At 46.6% G+C, this 14,288-nt stretch carries 14 protein-coding genes; 7 read left to right on the top strand and 7 right to left on the bottom strand.

All coding sequences use genetic code 11. The features are described 5' to 3' along the window. Positions 1 to 20 precede the first annotated feature (20 nt). Together ACTHPG_RS21745 and ACTHPG_RS21740 are read right to left on the bottom strand one after the other, a co-directional pair. The gene (locus tag ACTHPG_RS21745) at positions 21 to 1,562 is read right to left on the bottom strand and encodes a helicase DnaB (protein ID WP_440391491.1); all 1,542 of its coding nucleotides are present in this window, start codon (positions 1,560 to 1,562) and stop codon (positions 21 to 23) included. 384 nt (positions 1,563 to 1,946) lie between these two features. After that, positions 1,947 to 2,240 carry a YuiB family protein gene (locus tag ACTHPG_RS21740; protein WP_124117510.1) on the bottom strand — a complete coding sequence of 98 codons (294 nt, stop codon included), beginning with the start codon at positions 2,238 to 2,240 and terminating at the stop codon, positions 1,947 to 1,949. A 269-nt stretch (positions 2,241 to 2,509) separates the two neighbouring features. Here ACTHPG_RS21740 and hemQ point away from each other — a divergent pair, with 269 nt between their 5' ends. Then, positions 2,510 to 3,256 carry a hydrogen peroxide-dependent heme synthase gene (hemQ, locus tag ACTHPG_RS21735; protein ID WP_440391489.1) on the top strand — a complete coding sequence of 249 codons (747 nt, stop codon included), beginning with the start codon at positions 2,510 to 2,512 and terminating at the stop codon, positions 3,254 to 3,256. Positions 3,257 to 3,542: 286 nt separating this feature from the next. On the opposite strand, the gene ACTHPG_RS21730 is transcribed toward hemQ, so the two are convergent. Both ACTHPG_RS21730 and ACTHPG_RS21725 read right to left on the bottom strand, forming a co-directional pair. Continuing rightward, entirely contained in the window at positions 3,543 to 3,794 is a 252-nt protein-coding gene (locus ACTHPG_RS21730) for a hypothetical protein (RefSeq protein ID WP_440391488.1), read from the bottom strand. Further along, positions 3,791 to 4,984 carry an NAD(P)/FAD-dependent oxidoreductase gene (locus tag ACTHPG_RS21725; protein WP_440391487.1) on the bottom strand — a complete coding sequence of 398 codons (1,194 nt, stop codon included), beginning with the start codon at positions 4,982 to 4,984 and terminating at the stop codon, positions 3,791 to 3,793. The genes ACTHPG_RS21730 and ACTHPG_RS21725 overlap by 4 nt, the downstream gene beginning before the upstream one ends. A 568-nt stretch (positions 4,985 to 5,552) precedes the next feature. On the opposite strand from ACTHPG_RS21725, the gene ACTHPG_RS21720 reads away from it, so the two are divergent. After that, entirely contained in the window at positions 5,553 to 6,527 is a 975-nt protein-coding gene (locus ACTHPG_RS21720) for an NAD(P)/FAD-dependent oxidoreductase (protein ID WP_240768303.1), read from the top strand. Between the two features lie 76 nt (positions 6,528 to 6,603). Next, on the top strand, positions 6,604 to 6,855 hold the full coding sequence (locus ACTHPG_RS21715; protein WP_440391486.1) for a hypothetical protein: 252 nt from the start codon (positions 6,604 to 6,606) through the stop codon (positions 6,853 to 6,855). Between the two features lie 21 nt (positions 6,856 to 6,876). On the opposite strand, the gene ACTHPG_RS21710 is transcribed toward ACTHPG_RS21715, so the two are convergent. After that, a complete protein-coding gene (locus ACTHPG_RS21710) occupies positions 6,877 to 7,020 on the bottom strand; it encodes a sporulation histidine kinase inhibitor Sda (protein WP_017692430.1) in 144 nt (47 codons plus the stop codon). 355 nt (positions 7,021 to 7,375) lie between these two features. Next, positions 7,376 to 8,035, bottom strand: coding sequence for a YheC/YheD family protein (locus ACTHPG_RS21705; protein WP_440391485.1), 660 nt, complete (start codon positions 8,033 to 8,035; stop codon positions 7,376 to 7,378). A gap of 238 nt (positions 8,036 to 8,273) precedes the next feature. Between ACTHPG_RS21705 and ACTHPG_RS21700 the strand changes: the two genes are divergently transcribed. Continuing rightward, on the top strand, positions 8,274 to 8,528 hold the full coding sequence (locus ACTHPG_RS21700; protein ID WP_062837940.1) for a hypothetical protein: 255 nt from the start codon (positions 8,274 to 8,276) through the stop codon (positions 8,526 to 8,528). 26 nt (positions 8,529 to 8,554) lie between these two features. Then, on the top strand, positions 8,555 to 10,084 hold the full coding sequence (locus tag ACTHPG_RS21695) for a Ppx/GppA phosphatase family protein (RefSeq protein WP_440391484.1): 1,530 nt from the start codon (positions 8,555 to 8,557) through the stop codon (positions 10,082 to 10,084). On the opposite strand, the gene ppk1 is transcribed toward ACTHPG_RS21695, so the two are convergent. Then, entirely contained in the window at positions 10,044 to 12,125 is a 2,082-nt protein-coding gene (gene ppk1, locus ACTHPG_RS21690) for a polyphosphate kinase 1 (RefSeq protein ID WP_440391483.1), read from the bottom strand. The genes ACTHPG_RS21695 and ppk1 overlap by 41 nt on opposite strands. Positions 12,126 to 12,373: 248 nt before the next feature. Between ppk1 and ACTHPG_RS21685 the strand changes: the two genes are divergently transcribed. Then, positions 12,374 to 12,601: a hypothetical protein gene (locus ACTHPG_RS21685; RefSeq protein ID WP_017692425.1), complete on the top strand. Its 228-nt coding sequence runs from the start codon at positions 12,374 to 12,376 to the stop codon at positions 12,599 to 12,601. 385 nt (positions 12,602 to 12,986) lie between these two features. After that, a complete protein-coding gene (locus ACTHPG_RS21680) occupies positions 12,987 to 14,000 on the top strand; it encodes a glycoside hydrolase family 53 protein (RefSeq protein ID WP_440391650.1) in 1,014 nt (337 codons plus the stop codon). The last annotated feature ends 288 nt before the right edge of the window (positions 14,001 to 14,288 follow it).

Raw genomic sequence — 14,288 nt, 5'->3', positions numbered from 1 at the left:
CCTTCTTCTTTGTCAGGAAGTTACGAAGTTCCTTTTTGTTTACTCGCCTGCATCTGCTGGGCAAATCGCATCATCTCTTCGAACTCTTCCTCAGATACGGCATCTCCATCGGTGCTTATGTCTTGTACAATCGGAATTTCGGGCTTGGCTTTGGTTCCTTTGCCGTATGTACGGGTACGGGTTCCAGCTGCACCAGCAGCCTGTTTGCCTTTGACCTTGGCCTGATCACGAATATATTGGACGGCTTTCTCGTAGGAATTTACCTGCTTGAGTAACATGTTGGAGGCAATGGCCTCAACGAAGTTACGGTTAATACGCTGCTCCCCGCCGGATACAAGCAATGCCATCAAATAATGAATCAATACATTGATGACTTCACCAGGCAACTTGTAGCTCAGATCAATTTTCTCAAATATATCGATCAGATTGTCCGGTACTGCACCAGGGAAGAACGTCTGCAGCAGACGCGTATATGGCTCATTACGCAACATCATGTTGTATTGATGAATATCACATTTGGTCATAAATTGTGGAGGTACTTCGACGTAGTATTCCATCTGCACCCCATGTTCAAGAGGTGGTTCACCCGAGTCCTCTTTCTCTTTCCGTTCAGGCTCCTCCATATGCTGTCTCAGTGCCACGACTTTTGCCGCCTGTACGGTCTGTTGCTCATGACGCTTCTTCGTCTGTCTGAACTGCATACTCGCTTTATGCTGGAGATCATCCAGAATCAGCTGACCCTGTGGACTGAAGATATCATCTTCATCCAGAAGACGGCATACATCCTGCACACTGAGGTTAAACTTGTTCACGACATAATTCACAATGCCCAGTTGTTCATGATCGAACCGAAGCTGCTCTACATGACGGCGATTGACCGACTCACGCGGGAAACGCAAAATAATGTCGGCATAGTTCAAACTGTTTTCTTCCGCTGCATCGTTCGTGCCTGTCCGCTGGGCCGTAGTGGATACTTCCGACAAAGCTTGCTCCAACTCGTAATCAATGACATGGGTATTCAATTCAAATATATCGTAAAATGGAACGGAAATATTTTCTTTATTGGCTGCCGGATAAGGTGCATCCCCATTCTCCACTGCCGAGAAACCGGAACGCAGGGAAAGCACGGCGAATTTGCCTATCTTGTCACGAAGCAGCAGTGTCAAATGCTGTGTCCGGAAAAATTCTGCCGGAGAGAGCGGCGGCTGCAGCTCATATTCGTAGATGTAATCATCATTCTCCGGTATATATAGCCGTGAAGTCTGAAGAAGCCCCACTGCCTCAAGCTTGGATGCCTGCTCTACCAGATATTTACGCCCTTTTTCGCTTGGCTCCAAGCCAAGCGTCATGAACAACCTCCGTTGCTGTTCAAGCGGCGAATAACCGACCTGTTCACCGGGAAGATGCTGAAACAACAGCCGATACAAGCCAACCGCAAAAGCACCTACCATGGGCTGATATGCTCCTGTAAGCATGCGGTCATCCAGGGCGCTAAGTCCAAACTCCCTGTATACGCAGTAGCGATGATGTTCAGTATAATGGTGCAGATTCTTCATGCGCATAGCCTGATCTCCTTCTCCCCAAAAGTATGTTTATCTATTCTATCATAAATGTCTGATCCTCAAATGCTCAAAAACAGGTAAAAAGATGGCCCGTTCTCGCTCCGTTTCGTCCTAGGTCGACATCATTCACGTTTTCGCCGAATTCAGCAAATTTGTAAAAAAAAAATGTCGAGAGCCGCTAGAATACTATAAAAGCTATAGCCCCAGAATACAAGGGAATATCTGAAGAGAATGTTCTCCAGATGTATATGAAGTACAAGTGTACAATAATCCTTCCAATATAAAAGAATAGCAAAAAAGCCTTCCCTTTGTACTCGTAAGCGTTTACGACAAAGACAAGACTTTCACGCGATTACATGGCATGTGTTACCTCGTTCCAACAATCTAAAACATTCTGTACCCACCCAAACGTAACTTCTGGATCGTCCAGCCACTAATTACCGCACCAGCCAGTCCCGCTACGCCTGTCATATAATCCACAAGCTGGAAAGAACCCAGATGTGACATCAGAGACGACGAATGATCCCATAGAGAGTATACAACAACAGGCAGAATTACAATGATGAACAGATAGGAAGGAAACCAGGTGGTCTTCATCAACATGTTCAGAATGAAACCGATACCAAACATCATAACAAAAAATAATACCATTAATACCAACACAGGTATAAATTGCATCGGGCGACATTCACCTCTTCTTTCACACTTTCGGGTTTCACTTCTGGATAGTAGTTAGTGTACCGCAAAAAATGTGGCGAAGCAACGAACTTTCTGGACAAATTCCCCTATATTCATGCACTGTTCATTTGCCCTTCTGCTTCATGTTGGGATACAATGTAAACGATAAAGCACTCACCCGTCCCTTATAATGCATGTTCAAAAAGTTAGCTTTTTGAACAACCTCTTATAGGGATTTGGAAATATACCTTGCAGGAGGAACAAAACCAATGAACGAAGCCGCATCAACACTGGAGGGCTGGTATGCCCTGCATGATTTTCGCTCGATTAACTGGGCCGCCTGGAAAGCAGCAGATGATGAAGAACGAGCTGTAGCACTGGACGAGTTGGAGGAATTCTGGAAGGAATGGAAAGAAGTCGAGAATTCTTCCAAAGGAAGTACGGTCGTGTATACGGTTGTAGGTCAAAAAGCAGATCTTGTCATGATGCACCTGCGTGAAACGCTGGAAGATCTGAAGGCTGTTGAGAACGCGTTTAACAAAACGATGTTTGCTCAATATACAACCAAATCGTATTCCTACGTCAGTGTAGTGGAACTGAGTAACTACCTTGGCAAAGAAGGCGAAGACCCGATGCAAAATCCGGAGATTATCGCTCGCCTGAAACCTGTTCTGCCACAACGGCAATACATCTGCTTCTATCCAATGAACAAAAAGCGTGAGCTGAATGACAACTGGTACATGCTGTCCATGGATGAGCGTCGTACCATGATGCGCAGTCACGGCATGATTGGTCGCAGCTATGCGGGTAAAGTGAAACAGATTATTACCGGCTCTGTCGGTTTCGACGATTGGGAATGGGGCGTTACGCTGTTTGCAGATGATGCACTCCAGTTCAAGAAACTCGTCTATGAGATGCGTTTTGATGAAGTAAGTGCACGATACGGTGAATTTGGGTCCTTCTACGTGGGAAGTCTGTTGAACGAAGAAACTTTGGAAGACATGCTCAAGCTGTAAAATAGTACACCGCACAAAAAAGCACCGCGACATCTCCTGTAAGGGATATTGTCAGCGGTGCTTTATTATTTATCAATATTCTACTACCTCAAGCTTGATTTAGATCTATATAGTTTGAACTATTTATTTACACAAAAACGGAAAGGACAGAAAAAACCTGAAAAAGCGAAGCTACAAGCTTTCTGCAAGAAAGCAGCATCGGAAGCATATGCTATCACCGGATTTTCCCTTTAACAAAAGGGAATCAAAAAAATCTGGGGATAACAGCGATTGGAAGGTTATGTCTCTAATCTTGCTCTTCATCAACCGCTTTCAGTGATTCGAGGAATTCGGCTGTGGCCCGGTCACGGTCACGACCTTTCTCTTTAAGCCGCTCAATGGCTGGCATAATGAGAATATCCACTTCTTTCTGCACGATGTAGGCCAGATCATATTGATCCTGTTCCTCCAGATAACCACCGACCTGCATCAGGGCGTTGTATCGATCCAGTTCGTCACGCGTTAATAATCCCCGGACCTGCACACTGCAATGTCTCATCCGAAAAACCGCCCTTTCTTCAGGACTAGCGGAATACCACCAATGATGAACAGATAACGCAGATCAACCAGCTTCTTCAATTGAGCCGCTTTCCATCCCTTGTATTTCTTGCCGCCAACAATGCCAATTGCTTCACCTTTACCCAATGAGGCAACCGTGCCTTTACTCGTAAATACAAAAGGTTGCGGCTGTTTTTTGCGTATGGATGCCACGACGTTCTTGGCGCAGTTCACACCCTGTTGCATCGCAATCTGGGCTGTTGGCGGATAAGGTCGTCCTTCCGCGTTGAAGACAAGTGAATTATCACCAATGACATAAACATGCTCATGTCCAGGAGCACGCAGATAGTCATCTACCTTCACACGTCCACGCATTACTTCTAGACCTGCCTGTTCCAGCAGGGAGTTACCACGAATACCGCCGGTCCACACCACTGTGGCAGCATCAAGCTTTTCACCCTCACCCACAATAACCCCGTCCGGGAGACATTGTTTGATCGGAACACCAATTTTGAAAGTAACGCCCTTCTTCTTCAGCACGTTCATCGCATGTTCTACCAGTTCCGGGTCAAATCCAGGCAAGGCCGAAGGCGCTGCTTCTACATTGTAGATGTGTACATGTTTTGGATTCACGTCGAATTCCTTGCACAGTTGTGGAATACGATCTGCAAGTTCAGCTACGAATTCAACACCGCTGAAACCCGCTCCACCTACGACAAAGCGAATACGATTTCGTTTGTTATCGTTTTTGTACATCGCAAATTGATATTCGATGTGCTCCCGAATCAGTCTGACCGAGTTAATACTGCGAATTGTCATGGCGTGATCAAGCATACCCGGAATACCGAAGGTCTCAGGCTCGCCGCCCAGTCCAATAATCAGGTAATCATAGGATAACGTGCCGTCCTCCAGAATGATCTTCCGATCCTGCAGACGAATCTCTTTCACGGAAGACTTGACCAGATCAATCTTGAACTCATCAATCAGCTTCGATATGGGAACTCTTGCATGCTCAATGGTATCCGTGCCGGCTGCCGGCATATGTAGATGTGTTGTAATATAATGATAATCATGCCGATTCACCAGTGTGACGTCGGCCTCGTTATAGTTCAATTCCTTCTGCAGCCGCTGGGCTGTCAGAATCCCGCCATAGCCCGCGCCGAGGATGACGATTTTGGGAATACTGCTCATGTCTATACCCCTTCCGGTTTCACTTGCATCAGTCCGATCCTGGGTGAGATGCAAAATGCACATACTTACAAATATTGATGAGGTCTTGCCCATTATGACGACAAATGTTAACTTCGCGAATTTATTTAAACGTTTGCATCAATTTCATAGCTCATTCCATTGATTCGTTTGCCACGCAAGTTATCGTTTCAAGTTGTGAAATTAACCACAAGATTATACAAAATACGGGATCTGCCTTCAGATTACATATTGACTCTAAATTAGACAAAAAAAACACATAGTACAGGTCAAGGATATCTGTATTTCTAGCAAAGATCAAGGTTTTTTTTGTTATTTTTCATAACCTTTCATTTCCAATTTCATCCTATTCTCATCTGATCTTCATCAATTATTCTCAGATTCGTGATGCAGCTAACTTTGCAACCCCGAATACACCGTTTATAATAGGAAAGACAGTTCAGCACCCATGCCGGTTATGATCCGTAGCCTGCACATTCTTCCTGTTAACTACCTATTAAAATATGAAAGGTGTTGTTGATTCTTGACTGCACAGAATTCCAGTCATGATATGACTGATTTGCTTATTATCGGTGGAGGCCCTGCGGGTCTGTTCGCCGCGTTTTACGGTGGGATGCGTCAGGCATCCGTTACACTGGTCGAAAGCATGCCTCAGCTTGGCGGACAACTTGCCGCTCTTTACCCGGAGAAATACATCTATGATGTAGCCGGATTCCCGAAAGTAACCGCTCAGGAACTGGTGAATAACCTGGTTGAGCAAATGAGTCATTTTAACCCGAACATCCGTCTTGAAGAAAAGGTTGTATCGGTTGAGAAAAAGGATGAACAACATTTCATCGTAAAGACGGATGAGAATGAATATCATGCCAAAGCTGTCATTATTACAGCTGGTGTAGGTGCATTCGAACCACGTCGCCTGGAGCTTGAAGGTGCTGCCAAGTTCGAGAAGAGCAACCTGCATTATTTCATCAGTGATCTGAATGCCTTCGCTGGCAAAAAAGTACTGATCAGTGGCGGCGGTGACTCTGCGGTAGACTGGGCACTCATGCTGGAGCCTATCGCTGAGCAAGTGACGCTGATCCATCGCCGGGACAAGTTCCGTGCGCATGAACACAGTGTCGAAAACCTGATGAATTCCAAGGTGAATGTCGTTACACCAACCGAAATTACCGAACTTCATGGGGATGATACCATTACCAAGGTAACCCTTTCCCATGTGAAAACGAAAGAAACTCAGGAAATCGAAGTAGATGACGTGATCGTTAACTTCGGATTCGTCTCTTCTCTCGGACCCATTGCCGAGTGGGGCATCGAAATTGACAGCAACTCCATCGTTGTTGATTCCCGCATGGAAACATCCATTCCAGGAATCTTCGCTGCTGGGGATATCACAACATACCCGGGTAAATTGAAGCTGATCGCTGTCGGATTCGGCGAAGCTCCAACAGCCGTCAACAATGCGAAGGTATACTTCGATCCAGACGCCAAGTTGTCCCCAGGACACAGCAGTAACATGAAACGCTAGTTTCGCTGATTTAACATATATTGATACAAAAAAGGGTATCTTACTCCTGAGTGAATCCATATCAGGAGGGATACCCTTGTCTTATATATGCCCGCTGTGTAACGGTCTGGTTGTACCGGAGCAGGCTTGCCCCCACTGCCTTCAGGGACTGTTAGAATGCGGCAAATTGGACGACTACACCGGACCATACAGCCCCTACGTATTCCAATCTTCCTCTGACACGGCAGACGAAGCCGAAAACGTTTGCAATCATGTGATGTATTGTTCCCATTGTCAGACGAGCACGCCATGGCCTGTCTCACTGTGGGACTTGTCCGGAAACCTGTAACATTGCCTGCAATGAGGATCTCTAGTGAAGAATGGCAGATACGTCGGTACCCAGTTTGCGCTTATGGATTTCTGCCAACAGCAGTGCGATGAAATCTCGTTCGAGATTCAACTCAATCGCTTTATGGTAGGAATCCAACAACATCTCATCGGATAACATAGCCATTTCCCGCCACAACCTTTCCTTTTTTTTCCTCAAAACTATCATATCAGAGATTCATATAGAGAACAAGCGTTCTTGTTATCCACAATGATATGTGGAAATCCTGTGCATAGTTTGTTGATAAATGGAAAAAATGTTGAGTAACCAACGTGTATAGTGTGGACAATATTTATGCACAGGATTGTTGTACTACGTACAGAACGTTTATCAGCATATTTTTTTTGGAATAAATTCATAGTTTCAAGACTTGTTGCGAGTAAATTACCCAGTAATGTAAAATTTCAAACGTTTTTCATAACGTTTTCTTCTATATATTATCGGTTTTTCTTGGATTTCCTTGAGCTTTCCCATTCATTTTCTATTGCGGTCTGGTATTCACTTCCAAAATCCAGATCTTTCCTGAATAATCCAGTCCATAATCAAAACCAAGCTGGCCTACACCAGGGAACTGACGTTCCATAATGTGCGTGCATGTCAGTGTAAGTGAACGCATCTCCCTGCGTTTGTGCCGACCGGATATATGGGGCAGGGATAAACCAAGAGCTTGCCTTCCCGATAACATGGTGCCACCCTTGCTCAGATTGGTCACACATAATCCGGGACGAGCGAGTCGTCCAACCAAGGAACGGAATACCCAGCCTCGTTCGGTTTTGACGACCTTGACTCTGTAATCAACAGGTCTGCCTTGAATCGTTGCCAGATGAATGCCTTGCTGGATCAAATATTTACGTCTAGCCTTCACACGCACCAGAGAGCGATACATCTGGCTGAAACTGGCGAAAGAACGTGTCGTTTTCATATGGGTGTATCGATAAGCCCCACCGCTCGCCGATACCCGGATGACACCGTAACCTCCGCCTCCTACAATAGGTTTGACATACACCATTCCATAACGACTGAGCATGTGCAGCAGATTACCCGAGTTGAATGCTTTGGTTTGTGGAATATGGACAGCCGCTACCGGGTACTTCATCAGTGCCGCTGTCTTCCGCCATTTGCTTGCAAGTTGTCTCGACATGGGTTGATCTCCTTCCTTGAAACAATAGTCCTTCCTTATACATACTCAACAGAAGCCTTGCTTTCTTGGATGTTTGTCCGCGGCAGGGGCCCCTTTTCCATGTAACCTGTCCCAGGGTGACGGCGGAAACGGGAACAAGCGCCCAGTTTGCTTTTCAAACAAGTCAATCTGTCGTATGCTACTAAGGAATGGCTTGGAAGGGTTTTAAATATGAGGATCTAAGGAGCGTTCAGAAGAAATGGAAGCATTTTTCAAATCACTGTATGGCGTAGCCTATTTTGCAATGTCGATCGTTCTGGTAGCCGTTACGGTACTTCTCTTTGTCACAGGTATTCGACTGTTTATTCAAAAGCGCAATCGCGGCTTTGCCGTGAGTTGTCTTATATTTGCCTGTTTCATCGTTTTTATCATTGTTGTTATGTTAACTACGCCCTTCTCTGCCACACCGCCGGGTTCACCGGAAGCCATGGCTGCCCTTCTTCACTTCGGGTAGTTGAACCTCTGTAGAAGGAGATGCTTATGACACGTACTAATGAAACCATAGGAATTATTGATATCGGCTCAAACTCCATTCGTCTGGTTATCTATCAACTGGATCAGGACGCAGCCTATCGTATCATTCATGAAGACAAATACGCCGCTCGTCTGAGCAGCGTTGTTGAACCGGATGGAACCATCCTTCGTCATTCTCTGGATAAAGCCATCACCATCTTGCGTCAATTCAAAGCGACCTGTGAAGCGTATCAGACCAAACTGATCCGTGCAGCAGCTACGGCGGCCATTCGCAATGCAAGCAATGTCTCGCAAATTATAGAATGGCTGGAGACAGAGACGGGGCTTACCATTGAATGTGTATCCGGCGATCTGGAGGCCTATTATGGTTTCCTTGGTGTCACTCAATCCATTGATCTGGCAGACGGTTACGTCGTAGATATCGGAGGCGGCAGCACGGAAATCACCGTCTTTCGGGATCGGAAGAGGTTACATAGCATTTCCCTTCCTATTGGTGCAGTGAATTCACACGCCCGTTATGGGGGTGAAGATCAGTGGACTGAGGCGAATGCAAATGCGCTGTGCAACGAAGTCATCGAAGCTCTCCGTGGACAGGATTGGATTCGTGAGCATCCTGACCTGCCACTCATCGGACTTGGCGGCACAATGCGTACACTCGCCAAAGTGGAACAGAAACGTACCCAGTATTCGCTGCCCGTCACTCATCATTACGAGATCAGTAAAGAAGCGATGGAGAACATCGCTCGTTCCTTGCCACATCTCACCTCCGCACAGCGTAAAAAGGTACCTGGGCTCGCCAAAGATCGCGCAGACATCATTGTGCCCGGCGTACTGATCCTGCGAACCGTCTTCCAGTTAATACAGGGAGATCGATATGTGGTTAGTGGTGCGGGTCTGCGAGACGGGTTGTTGCGTGATTACTTGGCTGGAGGGCAGCCGGTCGTTCCAGACGCACTGAAGGACAGTATCCGCAACTTTATCCATTTTGGTCCGCCTATTCCAGAGAAACGTCTGCAACGGATTCATCAGGATGCGGTTATCCTGTACACTGCACTGCAAGGTACTGCGCCTGATCAAGCAGATGCCCGAATCCTGTATGCGTCCTCCATGCTGCATATGGCAGGCAAGCAGATTAACTATTTCCGTTATACGCAACACTCGGCCTATTGGATTATGAATGCAAGCATCTATGGACTTTCTCACCGGGAGACGATCCTTAGTGCCAGTGCGGCCGATTATCATCCGAAAAAAAGAACGCCCCAACTGCTGAATAAGCATCGGGACATTCTAAAAAACTCGGATGAGCGACATGCTCATCGTATCGGCTCTCTGCTGCGCGTAGCCGAAGCCATGAATCGATCCGAGAGCATCGCTGCGATCGAAGCAACAAAAGAAAACGACTCGCTGCAGGTGCTATTCACCTGTACAGCCGAGCCGTTACTGGAACTTGACGGCCTGGAAGAGGCCGTCAAGGATCTGCAGGAAGCCTGGGGAGTTACGTTATCGTACTCCATTCAGCAGGCTTCCAAGGGATAATTCCCATGGCCTCCGTCTGACTTCTCAGCGGGGGCTTTTCATTTTTTACAAATACATAATTGCCACCAGGCATGAGCTCTCTGGCTTTGACATTATCCATCAGGGACAGATTAAGAATATCGACCAGCATCTTCTTCAGCTCTGGATCAAATACGGGACACATCAGTTCAATTCTTCGATTCAGGTTACGTGTCATCCAGTCTGCACTGGAGATGAATACATCCGGGTTGCCGCTATTTTCAAAATAAAACAACCGTGAATGCTCCAGAAAACGATCCACAATGCTAATGACCCGAATATTCTCACTCAGCCCCTCTACCCCCGGACGCAGGCAGCATACGCCTCGCACAATCAGGTCGATCTGCACGCCGGCTTGAGAAGCCTCGTACAACTCGTCAATCATATCCTGATGGGATAAGGAGTTGATCTTGGCAATGATTCTGGAAGGTTTGCCTTTCAGCGCATGCTCCGTTTCTCGACGAATCAGGGCAAACAGTTCATCCTTCATACCATCTGGAGCTACGCGGAACGCCTGCAATGCCTTCGGCCCGGAATATCCGGTAATCTCATTGAACAACTCGGATGCGTCTTCCCCGATAACCGGATTGGAGGTGAACAGTCCCACGTCCGTGTACACTTTGGCTGTACTCTCATTATAGTTGCCGGTTCCTACATGAACATAACGTCTCAACCCCTGCTGTTCCCTGCGTACGACAAGAATAATCTTGGCATGGGTCTTGAGCCCGACCAAACCATAAACCACGTGGCAGCCCGCCTTCTCCAGCTTACGGGCCCAAGCAATGTTACGCTCTTCATCAAACCGGGCTTTCAGTTCCACCACCACCGTGACCTGCTTGCCACTCTCAGCCGCATGTGCAAGTGCCGGGATAAGGCGTGAATCGCCATTAACCCGATATAATGTCATCTTGATGGCCAGCACTCTGGGATCTTCCGAAGCCTCCAATATAAAATCGGTGACCGGTTCAAATGATTCGTATGGATGATGCACCAATACATCTCGTTTGCGCAGTAATTCGAAATGACTTTCTCGTGGCAAAAATTCAAGTGGATACACCGGCTTCACCGGACTGTATTTCAGATGCGAGAAACCTTCCAGACTATCCACGAATCCAGCCAGAAAACTCAGATCGAGCGGTCCATCAATTTCGTACACCGGGTCCTGGATATCGAATTCCTCCTGCAATTCCAATAAGGCATCCGGACGAAAATCCTTGCAGACTTCCAGTCGTACAGGTGCCCCTCGGCGTCTGCGTCGCAATTCTTTTTCAATGGCCTCAAGCAGGTCTTCCGCTTCTTCCTCATTAATGAACAGATCCGCATTGCGGGTCACCCGGAATTCCTGCGCAGCAAGTGAGACATATCCACTGAAAAGCGTATGAATATGATGTTTGATGAGGTCTTCAATCAGGATGAATGTTTTCTTTTTGCTATTCGCCCGAATGGGAGCCTGCACGACTCGCGGCAGATTGGAAGGCACCTGCACAATAGCCATAAACGGTTCGCCCTCCTGCTCCCCTTCCTTCTGAAGCATCACGGACAAATAGACAGACTTGTTGTGTACTAACGGGAACGGACGACTCTGGTCAATCGCCATCGGTGTGAGTACCGGAAAAATAATCTCATGAAAGTACTGGTCCATTGCACGCTGCTGTGTCACATTGAGATCGGTATATTCCTGAATGTTCACGCCTTTTTTGGCGAGTAAACGAATGAGTTCACGATACGTTTTATACTGTTCGGCGACCATGGCCCCGGTTCGTTTGATCAGTCTGCGATACAATCCCGAAGGCGTGTATCCTGTAAAATCTTTTTGCGTGAATCCGGCCTTGATCTTCTCTTTGGTCTCCGCCACCCTGACACTGACGAACTCGTCCAGATTACTAGCGACAATGCCGAGAAATCTCATGCGTTCCAGCAGAGGCGTTGTTGGATCCTGGGCCTCCTGAAGTACGCGCCGATTAAATTCAACCCAACTCAAATCACGATTAACGTAGTTGCCTGTTTTTACGTCTCTATGCATGTATGGCCTCCGAATGTGTTGCATATCTATTCTTCGTTAGAAGTTCTCCTATAATTGTACTATTCGTAATCAACATCAAGCGTCAGCGCAGTGTAAACGCTACGTAAAATTTATGTAAATGATACCTCATGGCCGCAACTTTTTCCATCCCTTTACAAAGGTCAATAGACAGAGTAAAGTGAAGTACAGTGTGATTTGGTCCGGTTGCTTGTTCTCAATCCAAATATATTGAATTAAAGGAGTATATAATGAAATCCAACAAACCTAGAACGTTACAAAAAAATATAGAGTTTTTCACGGCTGCACTATCGCAATGTATGGTAAGCGCATGGCAGGAAGACCCGGCAGGCGTCTATTGCGAAGTCGGTTGTGGCATTGTGGAACGGATCAGTGAAGACAGTGTACGCATCCGAAATAATGACGGAACAAAGAGCCATTATGCACGAGATATCACGATGTTCCAGACTGAAAAATAATTTTGCATAAATACGTAAAAAAGACTAGCTTTCCGAAACAAGGTGTTGTATACTCTTGCCACAAGGAAAGGAGGTGCGTCAACATTTCTAATGTCATGTTGAACGTGTCCCTTACCCGATCCACTAGCTCAAATTAAAAGAGTCTGGTGGAGGCGCGGGATACGGATCACTGTTTCAAAAAGCGCCACGGGTAGAAAAGCCGTCTTCGGACGGCTTTTTGTTTTGTCTTTTTTTCTGTAGAGAGGTTGAGAAAACACCCAAAATATTGGAAATAGACCCTTTAGTAGCGCAAACCAAGATGACTATAATGAAGATGCAACTCAACCAAAATCCGAGGAGGCATCTTGTAATGTTCAAAAATGTAAGGGGTTTCAAGACATCGATCATGTTGGCTTTTGTTTTGTTATTCACCTCCATCATGTTGCCCGCAGGTCAGCATGCCAGCGCAGCACCAAGTTTCGCCAAAGGAGCCGACATCAGTTGGGTACCCGGCATGGAAGCGCAAGGTTACAAATGGAAAGATAAAAACGGGGTTCAGCGCGACATCATTGATATTTTGAAAAAAGACTATCAAATTAACTCCGTTCGTATTCGGGTATTCGTTAATCCTTCGAATGATTATGGGAACGGTTACATGAATAAGGATCGTGCAGCTACACTCGCCCAACGTGCCAAGAATGCTGGCATGAGCGTAATGCTTACCCTGCACTACAGCGATTCCTGGGCAGACCCGGGTCAACAAACCAAACCTGCTGCCTGGAAAAATTACACGTTCCAACAGCTCATGGATGCGGTATGGAACCATACTCGTGATGTGATGACGGCGATGCAAAGCAAAGGCGTTACCCCTGACTGGGTACAGATCGGTAATGAAACAAGCAACGGCATGTTATGGGAAGATGGCAAAGCATCCACCAACATGAAAAACTATGCGTGGCTGGTGAACACAGGCCATAACGCAGTGAAATCCCTAAGCAGCGGCACCAAAACCATTGTGCATCTGGCCGGTGGAGATGATAATGCCCTTTATGTATGGAATATTGGTGGTCTGATCAATAACGGAGCTAACTTTGACATGATCGCCATGTCCCTCTATCCTTCCGCTTCCGGCTGGAACACCGCTGTCACGAATACGGTAAACAACGCCAAGGATCTGATCAACCGTTATGGTAAAGAGATCATCATCTCCGAAATTGGCATGGACAACAATCAGGCTGCGGCAGGTAAAAGTTTTGTTGCGGCGATGAAAAACCAAATCCGCAATTTGCCGAATGGCAAAGGTAAAGGTGTATTCTACTGGGAGCCTCAAGCTACACCTGGATACAACGGCGGCTATGGCAAAGGCGCATGGCAGTCCAATATGATGCCAACGGCTGTCATGGAAGGATTTATTGACTAGGTACGGCGGGTAGAAGTTTGGATGGGAGCAGTGATGGCGTTCCGGTGGCGGATCGTTCTTATGATCGCTGTTGTATCCTAATTTCTTGAACAACTTTTCATAAGTTGAAATTAGGATACAAAGGCGAACGCTTCGCTTCTTCAGAATCGATTCCGCCCCCTCCACTACGTTGCTGCTCCTTGGGACACTTCTAAAATCGTATGTAGGCAAATGGATTTAGTAGTAAGGTAAAGCAAGGGCAGAAGGCGCTATCCCTGGTGGGAGTAGCGCCTTTTTGTGATGAGGTGC

The sequence above is a fragment of the Paenibacillus sp. SAF-068 genome (assembly GCF_051967555.1).
In the GTDB taxonomy this organism is placed as follows: Bacteria; Bacillota; Bacilli; order Paenibacillales; family Paenibacillaceae; genus Paenibacillus.
This window is presented reverse-complemented; position numbering and strand designations above follow the sequence as displayed.

Bases quoted from the DNA above. Each gene is read 5' to 3' on its own strand.
- ACTHPG_RS21745 (WP_440391491.1), bottom strand. From the start codon at position 1,562: ATGCGCATGAAGAATCTGCACCATTATACTGAACATCATCGCTACTGC.
- ACTHPG_RS21740 (WP_124117510.1), bottom strand. From the start codon at position 2,240: ATGCAATTTATACCTGTGTTGGTATTAATGGTATTATTTTTTGTTATG.
- hemQ (WP_440391489.1), top strand. From the start codon at position 2,510: ATGAACGAAGCCGCATCAACACTGGAGGGCTGGTATGCCCTGCATGAT.
- ACTHPG_RS21730 (WP_440391488.1), bottom strand. From the start codon at position 3,794: ATGAGACATTGCAGTGTGCAGGTCCGGGGATTATTAACGCGTGACGAA.
- ACTHPG_RS21725 (WP_440391487.1), bottom strand. From the start codon at position 4,984: ATGAGCAGTATTCCCAAAATCGTCATCCTCGGCGCGGGCTATGGCGGG.
- ACTHPG_RS21720 (WP_240768303.1), top strand. From the start codon at position 5,553: ATGACTGATTTGCTTATTATCGGTGGAGGCCCTGCGGGTCTGTTCGCC.
- ACTHPG_RS21710 (WP_017692430.1), bottom strand. From the start codon at position 7,020: ATGGCTATGTTATCCGATGAGATGTTGTTGGATTCCTACCATAAAGCG.
- ACTHPG_RS21705 (WP_440391485.1), bottom strand. From the start codon at position 8,035: ATGTCGAGACAACTTGCAAGCAAATGGCGGAAGACAGCGGCACTGATG.
- ACTHPG_RS21700 (WP_062837940.1), top strand. From the start codon at position 8,274: ATGGAAGCATTTTTCAAATCACTGTATGGCGTAGCCTATTTTGCAATG.
- ACTHPG_RS21695 (WP_440391484.1), top strand. From the start codon at position 8,555: ATGACACGTACTAATGAAACCATAGGAATTATTGATATCGGCTCAAAC.
- ppk1 (WP_440391483.1), bottom strand. From the start codon at position 12,125: ATGCATAGAGACGTAAAAACAGGCAACTACGTTAATCGTGATTTGAGT.
- ACTHPG_RS21685 (WP_017692425.1), top strand. From the start codon at position 12,374: ATGAAATCCAACAAACCTAGAACGTTACAAAAAAATATAGAGTTTTTC.
- ACTHPG_RS21680 (WP_440391650.1), top strand. From the start codon at position 12,987: ATGTTGGCTTTTGTTTTGTTATTCACCTCCATCATGTTGCCCGCAGGT.